Annotated in this window: 12 protein-coding genes, 2 tRNA genes and 1 other RNA gene; 10 read left to right on the top strand and 5 right to left on the bottom strand. The window is 68.5% G+C overall.

Going from position 1 to position 14,000, the window contains the following annotated elements; translation table 11 throughout:
• Positions 1 to 60 precede the first annotated feature (60 nt).
• From BA062_RS36615 to BA062_RS36575, 9 genes are all read left to right on the top strand, one after another.
• The gene (locus BA062_RS36615) at positions 61 to 2,991 is read left to right on the top strand and encodes a UPF0182 family protein (RefSeq protein ID WP_110343718.1); all 2,931 of its coding nucleotides are present in this window, start codon (positions 61 to 63) and stop codon (positions 2,989 to 2,991) included.
• A 70-nt stretch (positions 2,992 to 3,061) separates the two neighbouring features.
• Positions 3,062 to 3,135, top strand: a tRNA-Met gene (locus tag BA062_RS36610).
• 218 nt (positions 3,136 to 3,353) lie between these two features.
• Positions 3,354 to 3,430, top strand: a tRNA-Met gene (locus BA062_RS36605).
• 107 nt (positions 3,431 to 3,537) lie between these two features.
• Complete coding sequence (locus tag BA062_RS36600; protein ID WP_342768980.1) at positions 3,538 to 4,074, top strand: PadR family transcriptional regulator; 537 nt, start codon at positions 3,538 to 3,540, stop codon at positions 4,072 to 4,074.
• Positions 4,075 to 4,135: 61 nt separating this feature from the next.
• Complete coding sequence (gene prfB / locus BA062_RS36595) at positions 4,136 to 5,245, top strand: peptide chain release factor 2 (RefSeq protein WP_110343716.1); 1,110 nt, start codon at positions 4,136 to 4,138, stop codon at positions 5,243 to 5,245.
• A 52-nt stretch (positions 5,246 to 5,297) separates the two neighbouring features.
• Positions 5,298 to 5,987 carry a cell division ATP-binding protein FtsE gene (gene ftsE / locus BA062_RS36590; protein ID WP_110343715.1) on the top strand — a complete coding sequence of 230 codons (690 nt, stop codon included), beginning with the start codon at positions 5,298 to 5,300 and terminating at the stop codon, positions 5,985 to 5,987.
• Positions 5,988 to 6,059: 72 nt separating this feature from the next.
• Positions 6,060 to 6,959, top strand: coding sequence for a permease-like cell division protein FtsX (gene ftsX / locus BA062_RS36585; protein ID WP_110343714.1), 900 nt, complete (start codon positions 6,060 to 6,062; stop codon positions 6,957 to 6,959).
• A 16-nt stretch (positions 6,960 to 6,975) separates the two neighbouring features.
• Positions 6,976 to 7,458: an SsrA-binding protein SmpB gene (gene smpB, locus BA062_RS36580; RefSeq protein WP_110343713.1), complete on the top strand. Its 483-nt coding sequence runs from the start codon at positions 6,976 to 6,978 to the stop codon at positions 7,456 to 7,458.
• A complete protein-coding gene (locus BA062_RS36575; protein WP_110343712.1) occupies positions 7,458 to 8,366 on the top strand; it encodes an amidohydrolase family protein in 909 nt (302 codons plus the stop codon). The genes smpB and BA062_RS36575 overlap by 1 nt, the downstream gene beginning before the upstream one ends.
• 10 nt (positions 8,367 to 8,376) lie before the next feature.
• Here BA062_RS36575 and BA062_RS36570 read toward each other — a convergent pair whose 3' ends face one another.
• The 5 genes from BA062_RS36570 to BA062_RS36550 form a co-directional block, all read right to left on the bottom strand.
• Entirely contained in the window at positions 8,377 to 9,348 is a 972-nt protein-coding gene (locus BA062_RS36570; protein ID WP_110340084.1) for an IS481 family transposase, read from the bottom strand.
• Positions 9,349 to 9,449: 101 nt separating this feature from the next.
• A complete protein-coding gene (locus BA062_RS36565; RefSeq protein WP_110343711.1) occupies positions 9,450 to 10,712 on the bottom strand; it encodes an acyltransferase family protein in 1,263 nt (420 codons plus the stop codon).
• 200 nt (positions 10,713 to 10,912) lie between these two features.
• The gene (locus tag BA062_RS36560; RefSeq protein WP_110343710.1) at positions 10,913 to 11,554 is read right to left on the bottom strand and encodes a response regulator transcription factor; all 642 of its coding nucleotides are present in this window, start codon (positions 11,552 to 11,554) and stop codon (positions 10,913 to 10,915) included.
• Between the two features lie 30 nt (positions 11,555 to 11,584).
• On the bottom strand, positions 11,585 to 12,715 hold the full coding sequence (locus BA062_RS36555) for a sensor histidine kinase (protein ID WP_110343709.1): 1,131 nt from the start codon (positions 12,713 to 12,715) through the stop codon (positions 11,585 to 11,587).
• A gap of 29 nt (positions 12,716 to 12,744) precedes the next feature.
• Positions 12,745 to 13,434: a sensor domain-containing protein gene (locus BA062_RS36550; RefSeq protein WP_110343708.1), complete on the bottom strand. Its 690-nt coding sequence runs from the start codon at positions 13,432 to 13,434 to the stop codon at positions 12,745 to 12,747.
• A 161-nt stretch (positions 13,435 to 13,595) separates the two neighbouring features.
• Here BA062_RS36550 and ssrA point away from each other — a divergent pair.
• Positions 13,596 to 13,967: a transfer-messenger RNA gene (ssrA, locus tag BA062_RS36545) on the top strand.
• Positions 13,968 to 14,000 lie beyond the last annotated feature (33 nt).

Here is a 14,000-nt window from a genome sequence, read left to right as displayed (position 1 = left end):
TGGGACGCTCGCAGCGCAGGCGCCCCGAGTACGTCAGTCTCGACCACTGGAGTGTGCGTAGTGGCCACCCGGCCCCCAGTCAGCCTGCCCAAGCTGTCCCGGCGAGCTCGAATCCTGCTGACGATCGCTGCCGTCATCATCCTGGTACTGCTGCTCGGCGCACGGTTCCTCGATACCTACGTCGACTGGCTGTGGTTCGGTGAGGTCGGCGCCCGCGGCGTGTTCAGCACCGTCCTGCTGACGCGGGTCGTCCTGTTCTTCGCCACCGGCGTCCTCGTCGGCGGCCTGCTCGCGGTGAGCCTGTGGATCGCCTACCGGACGCGGCCGGTGTTCGTCCCCGTCTCCGGCGCCGACGACCCGCTCGCCCGCTACCGCTCGATCGTCGTGGCGCGGATCCGGCTCTTCGGCATCGGCATCCCCGTGCTCGCGGGCCTCATCGCCGGTGTCTCCGGGCAGGGCAACTGGGAACTGGTGCAGCTGTTCCTCAACCGCACGAGCTTCAACGAGACCGACCCGCAGTTCGGTCACGACATGGGCTTCTACGTCTTCCAGCTGCCGTTCTACGGCTGGCTGCTGGGCTGGCTCTTCGTCGCGATCGTGGTCGCCTTCATCGGCGGCCTGCTCGCGCACTACCTCTTCGGCGGTGTCCGGCTGGCGGGCCGCGGCGGGCAGATCTCGGCGCCCGCGCGCGTGCACCTCTCTGTGCTGATCGGTGTGTTCGTGCTGTTCAAGGCGGTCGAGTACTTCTTCGACCGTTACGACCTGCTGCTGTCCGACCGCAACGACCTGTTCACCGGCGCCACCTACACCGACCTGAACGCGGTGCTGCCCGCCAAGCTGATCCTGCTGTGCATCTCGGTGTTCTGCGCGGTCGCCTTCTTCGTGGGCGCCTTCCTGCGCAACATCCAGCTGCCCGCGATCGCGCTGGTGCTGCTGATCCTCTCGGGCATCATCATCGGCGTCGCGTGGCCCGCGGTCCTCGAGCAGTTCTCCGTGCGCCCGAACGCCAACGAGCGCGAGGCCGAATCCATCCAGCGCAACATGAACGCCACGCGGTTCGCGTACGGGCTGGAGAACGTCGACTACCAGGACTACACGGGCAGTTCCCAGGCGAGTCCGGCCGAGGTCCGCGACGACCAGGGCACGATCCCGAACATCCGGCTGCTCGACCCGAACGTGCTGAGCCCGACCTTCACCCAGCGGGTCGGCCGCGAGAACTTCTACGGCTTCCCCGACAAGCTCGACGTCGACCGCTACACCGTCGACGGCGAGAAGCAGTCGTACATCGTCGCCGCCAAGGAGATCAACACCAGCGGTCTGCGGGAGAACCAGCAGACGTGGATCAACCGCCACCTCGTGTACACCCACGGCAACGGCTTCGTGGCGGCTCCGGCCAACACGATCGACCGCGCCATCGAGGAGGCCAACAGCGACGGCGGCTACCCGATCGCCCGCACGAGCGACACGCAGAACCCCGAGGGCGCCGGCATTCGCGTCGACGAGCCGCGCATCTACTACGGCGAGCTGGCGACGGACTACGCGATCGTCGGCGGGCAGCCAGGCCAGGCGCCGGGTGAGTACGACACGGCCACCGACCGCAGCTACCTCTACAAGGGCAACGGCGGCGTGCCGATCGACAACTGGTTCAACCGGCTCGTCTTCGCCGCCGAGTACGGGGAGCGCAACATCCTCTTCTCCGACGCCATCGGCGACGGCTCGAAGATCATGTACAACCGTGACCCGCGGGAGCGCGTCGAGAAGGTCGCTCCGTGGCTGACGGTCGACGGCGACCCGTACCCGGCTGTGATCGACGGCCGGATCCAGTGGATCGTCGACGGCTACACCACCCTGAACAACTACCCGTACTCGCAGCGGACCTCGCTGGGGACCGCGACCGAGGACTCGCTCAGCGGTGTGGCCCGTCAGGCAGACAACCAGATCAACTACGTCCGCAACTCGGTCAAGGCCACGGTCGACGCGTTCAACGGCACCGTGAACCTCTACGAGATGGATCAGAACGATCCGGTGCTGGACGCCTGGATGAAGGTCTTCCCCGGCATGGTGAAGCCCAACTCGGAGATCTCCTCCGAGCTGCGCGACCACCTGCGTTACCCGGAGGACCTGTTCAAGATCCAGCGTGAGCTGCTCACGAAGTACCACGTGCAGCGGCCCCAGGAGTTCTACTCCACGCAGACGTTCTGGAACGTGCCGCAGGACCCGACGCAGCCCGGCGGGCTCGACCCGAACTCCGACGCCGCGAAGCAGCCGCCGTACTACGTGCTCGCACAGTCGCCGGGGCAGGACCAGCCGACCTTCCAGCTGACCAGTGCGCTGACCCCGCTCGCCCGGCAGTACCTGGCGGCGTGGGCCACGGTGTCGTCCGATCCGGACAGCTACGGCGAGATCACCGTGCTCCGGCTACCCACCGGTGGTAGCCAGGTGGAAGGCCCCGTCCAGGTCCAGAACGCCTTCCAGAGCAACCCGGCGTTCACGCAGGACCGGACACTGCTGGGCAACCAGAGCGTCGACATCCTCTACGGGAACCTGCTGACCCTGCCGGTCGCCGGTGGGTTCCTGTACGTCGAGCCGATCTACATCCAGCAGCGCAACGCGCAGAGCTATCCGCAGCTCGCCCGCGTGCTGGTGTCGTTCGGTGGCCGGATCGGCTTCTCCTCGACCCTGAACGGGGCCCTCGACGAGGTCTTCGGTGAGGGCACGGGTGACGCGGCGACCGGCCCGGCTCAGGAACCGCCGGACGACACGGGGACCTCGACACCGTCGCCGGAGTCGCCGACGGACCAGCAGCAGCCGCCACCCGCCACCGGCGGCAACAACGCCGACCTGGACCAGGCGGTTGCCGACATCCAGGCCGCGCTGGAGCAGCTGCGCCAGGCTCAGCAGTCTGGCGACTTCGAGGCGCAGGGCCAGGCGCTCCAGCGGCTCGACGATGCCGCCAGGCGTTACGAGGAGGCCCAGAACGCGGGTGGCTGACGTCACCGTTCCCTAATCGGCACCCGCTTTGCGCCTGGCCGAAACCCAGGCGTAAAGTGGGTGTCACCGACGCGGGGTGGAGCAGTTCGGTAGCTCGCTGGGCTCATAACCCAGAGGTCGCAGGTTCAAATCCTGTCCCCGCTACAGCTGCTGGGTGCCGAGTGTTCGCGGAGAGCGCGAACCTCGGCACCTTTCGCATTTCCCCCGGGGGTCGAACCCCCGGACCCCCGCCAGGAGGGCTCCGCCCCCTGGACCCCCGGTTGGCGTGGAGCCCTTTTGGCGTGTTCGGTGGCGCTTTTCGGGGGAGTGGGGGGTGGGTGTGGGGGCTTTTCTGGCGTCCGGTAGTGTTGTGCTCACAACGACGCGGGGTGGAGCAGTTCGGTAGCTCGCTGGGCTCATAACCCAGAGGTCGCAGGTTCAAATCCTGTCCCCGCTACCAGCGGAAAAGGCCCGGATCTTCGGATCCGGGCCTTTTCCGTTTCCGGAGGTCTCCGGGGTGCGCTGCCTGATACATCAGTTCCACAGTGGACGGATTTCCGGACCACAGTGGACAGATGGCCGAAAGCGTGGCACGGTAGAGAGGTGTCCGATTTGAACGCAACCGCCGCAGCACTGCTTGGACTGCTTCACGACGGCCCTGCCACCGGTGGCGAGCTCGTCGCGGGAGCTGGGGAACGCTTTGGCACGTTCTTCAGCGTGACGAGGAGCCAGGTCTACCGGGAGCTTCCCGCCTTGCACAAGGAGGGCCTCGTGCGGCTCGGCAAGCAGGGACCCCGCTCCAGTCAGCAATATCTGATCACCGCCGCTGGGAAGAAGGCCTTCAAGGGCTGGCTGACCAGCGACTCCGGGCCCGACCACCTGCGTAGCCCACTGATCCTGCGCGTCGTGCACGCCAGCGTGCTCACGCCGAAGCAGCGGGCCACGCTCCTCGAGTCGGCGCGGGCCGCCTACAGCGAGGAACTCGACGAGGCCAAGGCCGCCGTGAAGGCGGCGGGCGACCCGATCGCCAAGGCCGTCGCCGAGTTCGGCCAGGCGCACGCCAGGGCCGCGCTGAAGCTGCTCGACTCCGTCTCGTCGAGCTGAGCAGGGCGAGTACGTGCGGCCGCCGCGAGCGGCCGCACTATTTGCCGTAACCTTGTGGGTTGTGAGTGCTGAGTTCGAAGCCGTCCTGAAGGACCTCGGCGGCAAGCTGACCCAGATCGAGTCCGTCATGGACGTCGATGCCCTGCGCAAAGAGGTCGCCGAACTGGAGGAAGAGGCCGCGCGCCCCGACCTCTGGGATGACCCCGAGGCCGCGCAGAAGGTCACGAGCCAGCTTTCGCACAAGCAGGCCGAGATCCGCAAGGTCACCGAGCTGCGTCAGCGCCTCGACGACCTCGGCGTGCTGTACGAGCTCGCCGAGGCCGAGGGTGACGCTGCCAGCAAGGCGGAGGCCGAGAACGACATCAAGGGCCTCGCGAATGACGTCGACGCCCTCGAGGTGCGCACGCTCCTCTCGGGCGAGTACGACGAGCGCAACGCCGTCGTCACCATCCGTTCCGAGGCCGGCGGCGTCGACGCCGCGGACTGGGCGGAGATGCTCCTGCGGATGTACCTGCGGTGGGCCGAGCGGCACGGTTACCCGACCGACGTGTACGACATCTCCTACGCGGAGGAGGCGGGCATCCGCTCGGCCACCTTCAAGGTCACCGCGCCCTACGTCTACGGCACGCTCTCGGTCGAGCAAGGCACTCACCGGCTCGTCCGCATCTCGCCGTTCGACAACCAGAGCCGCAGGCAGACCTCGTTCGCACACGTCGAGGTGCTGCCCGAGGTGGAAGAGGTCGACCACGTCGACGTGCCCGAAAAGGACATTCGGGTGGACGTTTACCGTTCGTCAGGCCCCGGTGGACAGAGCGTGAACACCACCGACTCCGCCGTCCGCATCACCCACCTCCCGACCGGCATCGTCGTCTCGTGCCAGAACGAGAAGTCGCAGCTGCAGAACAAGGCGGCGGCGATGAAGGTGCTGCAGGCCAAGCTCCTCCAGCGCAAGAAGGCCGAGGAGCGTGCCGAACTGGATGCGCTGCGTGACGGCGGGTCCAGCTGGGGCAACCAGATGCGCAACTACGTCCTGCACCCGTACCAGCAGGTGAAGGACGTGCGCACGGGCCTCGAGGTCGGCAATCCCACCGCCGTGCTGGACGGCGAGCTCGACGCGTTCCTCGAATCGGGCATCCGGTGGCGCAAGCAACAGGAGACCGAAGCGGCCTAGGTTTGCGGAGGCAACCTGGCCTTAACGGGCGCCGTGGGTAGGATGGCGGACCGTGATCCGGCTCGATAGTGTTTCCAAGGTCTACAAGACCTCGGCGCGCCCTGCACTCGATGGGGTGTCCGTGGATGTGGACAAGGGTGAGTTCGTCTTCCTCATCGGCCCCTCGGGGTCGGGCAAGTCGACGTTCCTCCGGCTGCTCCTCCGTGAGGAGGTGCCCACCAAGGGCCGGGTGATGGTGTCGAACTTCGACGTCGCCAAGATGGCCCGCCGCAGGATCCCCCGGCTGCGGCAGACGATCGGCTGCGTCTTCCAGGACTTCCGCCTCCTGACCAACAAGACGGTCGCCGAGAACGTCGCGTTCGCGCTCGAGGTGATCGGCAAGCCCAAGCGCACCATCACGAAGGTGGTGCCCGAGGTGCTGGAGCTGGTCGGTCTCGACGGCAAGGCCGACCGGATGCCCAACGAGCTCTCCGGTGGTGAGCAGCAGCGTGTCGCGATCGCCCGCGCGTTCGTGAACCGGCCGCTGGTGCTGCTGGCCGACGAGCCCACGGGGAACCTGGACCCCGACACCAGCCAGGACATCATGCTGCTGCTGGAGCGGATCAACCGCACCGGCACCACGGTCCTGATGGCCACCCACGACCACTCGATCGTCGACTCCATGCGTCGCCGTGTCGTCGAGTTGCACCTCGGCAGGGTGATCCGAGACGACAAGCGAGGCGTGTACGGCGTCGGTCGCTGATCCCCCGCAGCGCCGAGCACCCACTCCTCACCCCCGCCCCCGATATCCCCCGACCCAAGGACCATCCCCCCGATGCGTGCCAGCTTCGTGTTCAGCGAGGTCATCACCGGTCTCCGCCGGAACGTCACGATGACCATCGCGATGATTCTCACCACCGCCATCTCGCTGGGCATGTTCGGTGGTGGCCTGCTCTTCGTCCGCACGATCGACAAGATGAAGGCGAGCTACCTCGACGACGTCGAGGTGACGGTGTACCTGACCGAGGACATCAGCGCCAACGACAAGGACTGCACCGGGGAGCCGTGTGCGTCGATCCGGCAGGCGCTCGAGAGCAACCAGGCCGTGGAGTCCGTGGTCTTCGAGGACCGCAATGAGGCCTACGAGCGGTTCAAGCGGATCTTCGAGGGTCAGCCCGAGCTCGTCGAGCTGGCCAGGCCCGAGGCGCTGCCCGCCTCCCTGCATGTGAAGCTGTTCGACCCCGCCCGCAGTGACGTGATCGTGCAGGAGTTCTCCGGGCAGGCCGGTGTCGCCAACGTCGACGACCAGAACAAGTTCCTCGACCGCTTCTTCAGCCTGCTCAACTCCGGCCGGAACGGCACGTTCATCATCGCGCTCATCGCGGCGCTCGCCGCCGTGCTGCTGATCGCCAACACCATCCAGGTCTCCGCCTACACCCGGCGAACGGAAGTGGGCATCATGCGCCTGGTGGGTGCCACGCGCTGGTACACGCAGCTACCGTTCCTGCTGGAGGCGGTGGTCGCGGGCGCACTCGGCGCGATCATCGGCGTCGGCGGGCTGATCACCTTGAAGTACGTCGCGCTCGACCGCATCCTTGAGGCCACGGGCGGGGCGATACCCAAGATCGAGCTGCTCGACGTGCTGTTCCCCGTGGCGCCGATCCTGCTCGGGGTGTCGATGCTGATCTCCGCCATCACCGGCTACGTGACGCTCCGCCTCTACGTGCGTCACTAGAGCTAAAGTCGAAGGTATGCCCAAGGAAGTCGGCCGCAAGGTGATCGCGTCGAACCGGCGCGCCCGCCACGACTACTCGATCCTCGACACCTACGAGGCCGGGGTCGTGCTCGTCGGTACCGAGGTGAAGAGCCTCCGCGACGGCAAGGCGTCGCTCACCGACGCGTTCGCGACCGTCGACGACGGTGAGATCTTCCTGCGCGGCCTGCACATCGCCGAGTACGCGCAGGGGACGTGGACGAACCACGCTCCCCGGCGTACCCGCAAGCTGCTGCTGCACCGCGGTGAGATCGAGAAGCTCATCGGCAAGACCAAGGAGGGCGGCGTCAGCCTCGTCCCGCTGTCGCTGTACTTCAAGGACGGCAAGGTGAAGGTGGAGCTGGCCCTCGCCAAGGGCAAGAAGGCCTACGACAAGCGCCAGTCCCTCGCCAAGCGCGACGCCGAGCGCGAGGTGGCCAAGGCGATGGGCCGCGCGGTCAAGGGCAAGTACCGCCGTTGATGGGGCCGGCATCGGACGACGACGTCGCCGGGTGGGTCGGCTCACTCGGGCTGGACGGGCTCGTCGACATCCACGTGCACTTCCTGCCCGAGCGCATGCTCGCGAAGGTGTGGGCGTACTTCGACGACGCGACGACGAACTACGGCATGGAGTGGCCGGTGTTCTATCGGCTGCCCGAGCAGGAGCGGCTCGCCGTGCTCAGGTCGCTGGGCGTCCGCCGGTTCGCGCCGCTGGTCTATCCGCACAAGCCGGGTATGGCGGAGTGGCTGAACCAGTGGGCGCTCGACTTCGCCGCCAGGGAGCCGGACGCCGTGCCGACGGCGACGTTGTATCCGGAGCAGGGCGCCGCGTCTTATGTGGATGCGGCCCTGCGGGCGGGCGTTCGCTGCGTCAAGGCTCACGTGCAGGTGGGCGCCTACGACCCGAGGGACCCGCTATTGGACGGCGCGTGGGGCGCCCTCGCCGACGCCGGCGTGCCCGTGGTGATCCACTGTGGACACGGGCCGCTGCGGGGCGAGCACACCGGCCTCGACGTGTTCGCCGAGGTGCTGGCCAGGCATCCCCGGCTGGTGACCGTGCTCGCCCACGCGGGGATGCCCGAGTACGACCGGGCGCTGGCCCTCGTGGCCGAGTACCCGAGGGTCCATCTCGACACGACGATGGTGGGCGTGCCCTTCACGGAGAACTTCATGCCGCTGCCGGGGGACTGGCCCGCGCGGCTCGCCGGGATCGCCGACCGGGTGGTGCTGGGCACCGACTTCCCGAACATCCCGTACTCCTACGCCACGCAGCTGCGGGCGATCGCGCAGTGGGCGGACGCCGACGACCGGCTGGGTGAGCCGTTCCTCCGCGCCGTCCTGCACGACACGCCCGCCAAGCTGCTCGGCCTCCTAGGTGTCGTGACCTGACACGTTGTTGTCAGGCGGCGAGCCTGCTGATGGGTGGTCGGCCGCCGAGGGCGGAGTGGCCGCGTTGAGTGTTGTAGTGGTGGAGGAATCGGTCAAGGCCGCGACGGCGGGACGTGTTGCTGGTCCAGGGTCGGGCGTAGGCCCATTCGTTGAGCAGGGTGCGGTTGAAGCGTTCGGCTTTGCCGTTGGTCCAGGGGCAGCCGGGTTTGGTGAAGCGGCGTTTGATGCTCCAGGCCGTGCAGACCCAGCCCCAGTCGGTGCCGCGCCGGTAGACCAGGGCGTTGTCGGTCAGGACGCGGCGCACGCGGATGTTGTGGGCGGCGAACCAGGCCAGCGCGCGGTGCAGGAAGGCCGCACAGGTGTGGTCTTTCTCGTCGGCGAGGACCTCGCTGTAGGCCAGGCGGGTGTGGTCATCGATCGCGGTGTGGACGTAGTCGTAGCCGATCTTGGTCTTCTTGTGGCGGTTCGCGACCGATACCTTCGCCTCGCGCCCGTGCAGTCGCCACCCGCCACCGGCCGGGATCCGGCCCAGTTTCTTCACGTCCACGTGGATCATTGACCCGGGTGTGCGGTGTTCATAGCGGTGGGGGCTGCACCGCGAACCGCGTACCGGCTCGCCGGTAATCGGGTCGATCGCGGCCAGGTGCGGCACGGCGTGGCGGGCCAGGATCCGTCCGACCGTCGACGGGTTGAGACCGAGCTCGGAGGCGAGCGCGACCGCGCCGCGACGGCGGCGTCGCCGCGCGGCCAACACCCGCTGCTCGACCCATTTCGGGGTGCGAGTGGGCATCCGCCGCGGCCGCGACGAACGATCACCCAACGCGGCGTCGCCACCCTCGGCGTAACGGCGCACCCACTTGTACACCGTCGCGCGCGACACCCCCAGCTGCTCGGCCACGTGCGCGGCCGGCCACCCGGCAGCGACACGCTCAACGATCAGGCGACGAGCGAACACATTGGTACGGGCATTAGCGTGAGCCATCGAGGACCTCCTGCGGGTGAATGCCAGACACATCCACTCCGCCAGGAGGTCCTCCCACGTTCAAGCAGGCGCGCCGTCAACAACCTCCCGGGTCACGACACCTAGGCGGCGACCGGCTCGCGTGTCACGGCCTTCCCGCTGAGCAGGAACGCGCCCACCACGAGCGCGACCCACAGCTCGGGACCGTTGGCGAAGCCCTTCGCCGCGAGACCCAGCAGCCCTGCCGAGCCGAGCAGGCCGGCCGTGACCAGCTGCCAGAACGGTGCGGTGACCGTCGCGGGCCGGGGCGTCGCCTCGAAGCGGCCGAACACCCTGAGCAGGCCGGCGAGCACGAGCCCGGTGAGCGTCAGCCAGGCGGGCAGCGCGGCGAGCCAGAGCAGGCTGCCCGGCACCGGGGTGGCGTAGCCGAGCGCGAGCACCAGCACGCCGGACACGACGACCAGCGCGGGCATGTGCCAGAGGTAGATGCTCATGAACCGGGGACCGACCCAGCCGAGTACGCCGCTGACGGCGGGCCGCTCGGCGAGGCGGTTCAGCGCCTTCTTCGCGGCGAGCACGAGACCGACCTGGCCGACGGCGAGGCTCACCAGGCAGGCGGTGGGCGGGCTCATGTTGGACACGGGAGCGCCGGGCATGCCGATCATGCTCGCGGCGTAGGGCCCGAACGCGACGAACAGCGCGGTGACGCCGAAGCCCGCGGCGGACATGCCGAGGGCGGCGCGAGGGGAGAGGTTGCCGAGCCTGCCCTCGGCGTAGTGGAAGCCGAGCTGGTGCACGGCGAGCCAGACGAACACGGCGTTGGCGTAGCCGACGAGCGGGACGCCATCGAAGCGGGCGACGTCCACGAGCGCCGCCGCCGCGGCGAGCGCGAATGGCACGGCCAGCCCGAAGCGGCGGTGGGCGGCGGCGAGCAGCGGCGTCGCGAGGATGGTGAGCAGGTAGACGGCGAGGAACCACAGCAGCTGGGCGGCGATCGCCCCGGCGATGGCGACGGGTTGTTCGGGAACGCCGAGGTCGTGCAGGACCGTCGGCACGACGAGCCACACGGCGAACAGCGGCAACACGGGTAGCAGCAGCCTGCGCAGGCGCGTGGCGAGCCAGTCGCGAGTGGAGCTCGCGCGGCGCAGGGAGATCAGGTTCGCGGCCCCGCCCGCGAAGAAGACCAGTGGCATGACCTGGGAGAGCCACGTGATGGCCCACCAGCCGGGGGTGGTGAGCGCGTTGCCCGTGGTGATGGCGCCGCCGGAGTAGTCGAGCACCGGCATCGCCCAGTGCTGGACGACGACGCCGAGAATGGCGAGTGCGCGGACGATGTCGAGGAAGCGGTCCCGGGTTCGCGGTGGGCTCAACTGGCTCGTGGTCATGCCATCAAGCCTGGTCAACGGGGGTGCGATGCACAGCCGTGCAGGCTGGCGTCTTGATCTTCCGGTTTTCGGCCGGCCGTGGTGGGGTCTGCCCTACCGCAGTCGGTGGGCCTGGGCAAGCCAAAAGGGGAGCAAGGGAGCTTTACTCCCGTTTTGCGGGAGTAAAGCTCCCTTGCTCCCCAAGCGGCGGCAGAGGTGGGTCAGCGGCCCAGGTAGGTGAGGACGGCGCGGACGCGGCGGTGCTCCTCGGAGCTGGCCTCCAGGCCGAGTTTCGCGAAGATGTTGCCGATGTGCTTCTCCACCGCGCCGTGCGAGACCACGAGGCTGTTGGCGATGGCCGTGTTGGAGAGGCCCTGGGCCATCAGGCCCAGCACCTCGGTCTCGCGCGCCGTCAGCGAGTCCAGCGGGTTCTTCTTGCCCCTGGCCATGAGCTGTGCGATCACTTCCGGGTCGATGGCGGTGCCGCCGCTCGCGACCCGGCGCACGGCGTCCAGGAAGTCGGTGACATCGGCGACTCGCTCCTTCAGCAGATAACCCACGCCGCCCGCGCCCGCGGAGAGCAGCTCCACCGCGTACGTCTCCTCGACGTACTGCGACAGCACCAACACCGGCAGACCCGGCACGATTTCCCTGGCCCGCAGCGCGGCCCGCAATCCTTCGTCAGTGAACGTCGGCGGCATCCGCACGTCGACGATGGCCAGTTCCGGCCGGTGCTGCTCGACGGCGGTCAGCAGCTCGTCGCCGTTGCCGACCGCGGCGACCGTCTCGATCCCCTCGTCGGCCAGCAGGCGCTCGACCCCCGCGCGCAGCAGAACGGCATCCTCGGCAATGACCACCCGCATCCAAGCTCCCCAGTGGTGAACAACAGCAGCTCACCACGTGCAGGGAAGGTCCGCTCGGATCACCGTGGGACCGCCGGGTGGGCTGACGACGGAGATGACGCCGTCAATCGTGGCAGCACGGTCGGCCAGCCCGGCAAGCCCACCCCCCGGTCGCATCTGCGCGCCGCCACGCCCGTTGTCCGTCACCTCGACCACCACGGTGTCGTCGGTGCGCCACACCCGCACCCCGGCCTCGGTCGCCCCCGCGTGCTTGGCGATGTTCGTCAGCGTCTCGCCCACGATGAAGTATGCCGTCGTCTCCACCGCCGCCGGCGGCCTCGGCTCCACGTCCACCTCGACGTCGACGTGAATCGGAGCCTTCGCGGCCTGCGCCGACAGCGCCGCGTCGAGGCCGCGGTCGGCGAGCACCGCCGGGTAGATGCCACGGGCGAGGTCACGCAGTTCCGACACGGCGAGCTTCGCGTCGGTGTGCGCCTCGTCGATCAGGGCACGCACCGCCGAGGGGTCGCCGTCCAGTTTCGCCTTCGCCCGGCCGAGGCTCATCGCCACCGACACCAGCCGCTGCTGCGCGCCGTCGTGCAGGTCCCGCTCGATGCGCCTGCGCTCCGCCTCGGCGGCATCCACGCCACGCGCCCTGGACGCCTGCAACCGCGACGCCTTCGCCGCCAGCCGCTGCGCCTTCGGCGGCCCGAGCAGCGACATCGCCAGCTGGCCGTGCAGCCAGCCGATGCTCGGCACCACCCAGATCGCGATGGGCAGCAGGATCACCGCCACCAGCCCGATCGCGAACTCGAGCACCCCGAGCGGGAACGCGAGCATCAGGTAACCGAGGTCGCGCCACGTGGTCGGGTCGGTGAGCTGCCCGAACCAGCGGCGCATCCAGCCACCCTCGGTCTGCGCCCGTTCGACCGGGGGCAGCGGAGTGCCCAACGCCGTGCGGACCCACGACCGTTCGAGGTCGCCGAACCAGCGCGTGAGCTGCGTGGCCAGCAGCAGGATCGGGATGCCCACCCAGATGATCACGGTGGTGACGCCGACCGCGGCCAGCGTCACGATCAGCACGAACTGCACCAGCCGCAGGGGGAAGCTCACGATCATGAAGCCAATGGCCTTGAAGGCCTGCGGCCGTGGCTGCTCGGCCACCGGCTTGGCGTCCGTCATGCGTGAGTCCTCCCTGGCTGGGCTGGTCATCATCCTGCCACCGGGCTCATCGCGGTCGTGCCGCGAAAGGAGTCCTCCCGGAATCGCCGGGGAGCCGGACCCAGCAGGAGCGTCGCGAACCGGGCGTGCGCGCTCGCCAGCCCCCTGCTGAGCACCGCCGACACCGCCAGCAGCAGCACGCCGAGCGCGGCCCACGGCAGCGACGACGGGATCGAGTCGACGGTGAACCAGCGCAGGTCCCAGGACGGGAAGTAGTACGCGCCGTCCGGCAGGTACCGGTAGTAGAACGGCAGAGCGGCAAGACCCAATGCCGTCGTCCAGGTAGTGAGCACGATGCAGAACTCGGCGACACCGATCGGGAACAGCAGCAGGAAGTACGTCATGTCCTTCCAGGTCGCCGAGTCCTTCAGCCGCGCCTTCCAGCGCCGCTGCTGTGTTCCCTCGGGCAGCGACCGGTACGGCAGGTCGATGTAGTGGTCGAGCAGCGCGTAGATGCGGGCCCGTTCGAGCCGGGCGGCGCCGCGTGTGGCCAGCACCGCCAGCGCCAGCACCGGCACGCCGACCCAGATGATCGCCGTCGAGATGCCAACGGAGAGGGTGGTGACCAGGAAGACGAAGCCCGCGATGCCGACGGGCAGGTTGAGCAGGAGATAGGCGACCGACCCGCCGATCGGCGGCCGGCGGCCGCCGCCGCCCTCTTCGGTGCGTGCCGGGTTCATGCTGACTCCATTCTGTGGCTGACTGGAACCAGCATGGCCCGCCTGACCTGGGGCGACCATGATGCTCGCTGGCGAGTTCGGGGTAGGGGCATCCCTACCTCCGCCTGCGGGATTAACGACTTGCCCTCACGCGTTATCCTGATCGGAAAGCAACATCCGAAGGGGGTGAACGGTCTCGACTCTGGACGTTGATCCAGGGGAAGCGTGCCGGTGCAGGCAACGACCACCGTGAGCGTCGTCGCAACTAAAATAAGCGCCAAGACGAACAGTCAGCGCGACTTCGCCCTCGCCGCCTGAGCGAGTGCGAGTCTGTCGGCCCGGGGAAGCCTCCGACCCGGTCTGCCGGCATCAGCTAGGAGGCTTACCTCCAGCCCCGGCCACGGGAGCTGGTAGGGAAACAAACAGTGGCTGGGCCCGTCACACCGGCTTGTTCGCGTGACCGGTGGGGCCGAGTAGAGGCACAGCGAACTGCGCACGGAGAAGCCCTGGAAAGGCGACAGAGGACCCGGGTTCGATTCCCGGCACCTCCACCGGACGAAGCGCCCTGCTCGCGCAGGGCGCTTCGT

It is taken from the genome of Prauserella flavalba (genome assembly GCF_003202235.1).
Classification (GTDB): domain Bacteria; phylum Actinomycetota; class Actinomycetes; order Mycobacteriales; family Pseudonocardiaceae; genus Prauserella_A; species Prauserella_A flavalba.
This window is presented reverse-complemented; position numbering and strand designations above follow the sequence as displayed.

Excerpts from the sequence above, each read along its gene's own strand:
- ftsX (WP_110343714.1), top strand. The coding sequence starts at position 6,060 with ATGCGTGCCAGCTTCGTGTTCAGCGAGGTCATCACCGGTCTCCGCCGG.
- smpB (WP_110343713.1), top strand. The coding sequence starts at position 6,976 with ATGCCCAAGGAAGTCGGCCGCAAGGTGATCGCGTCGAACCGGCGCGCC.
- BA062_RS36575 (WP_110343712.1), top strand. The coding sequence starts at position 7,458 with ATGGGGCCGGCATCGGACGACGACGTCGCCGGGTGGGTCGGCTCACTC.
- BA062_RS36570 (WP_110340084.1), bottom strand. The coding sequence starts at position 9,348 with ATGGCTCACGCTAATGCCCGTACCAATGTGTTCGCTCGTCGCCTGATC.
- BA062_RS36565 (WP_110343711.1), bottom strand. The coding sequence starts at position 10,712 with ATGACCACGAGCCAGTTGAGCCCACCGCGAACCCGGGACCGCTTCCTC.
- BA062_RS36560 (WP_110343710.1), bottom strand. The coding sequence starts at position 11,554 with ATGCGGGTGGTCATTGCCGAGGATGCCGTTCTGCTGCGCGCGGGGGTC.
- BA062_RS36555 (WP_110343709.1), bottom strand. The coding sequence starts at position 12,715 with ATGACGGACGCCAAGCCGGTGGCCGAGCAGCCACGGCCGCAGGCCTTC.
- BA062_RS36550 (WP_110343708.1), bottom strand. The coding sequence starts at position 13,434 with ATGAACCCGGCACGCACCGAAGAGGGCGGCGGCGGCCGCCGGCCGCCG.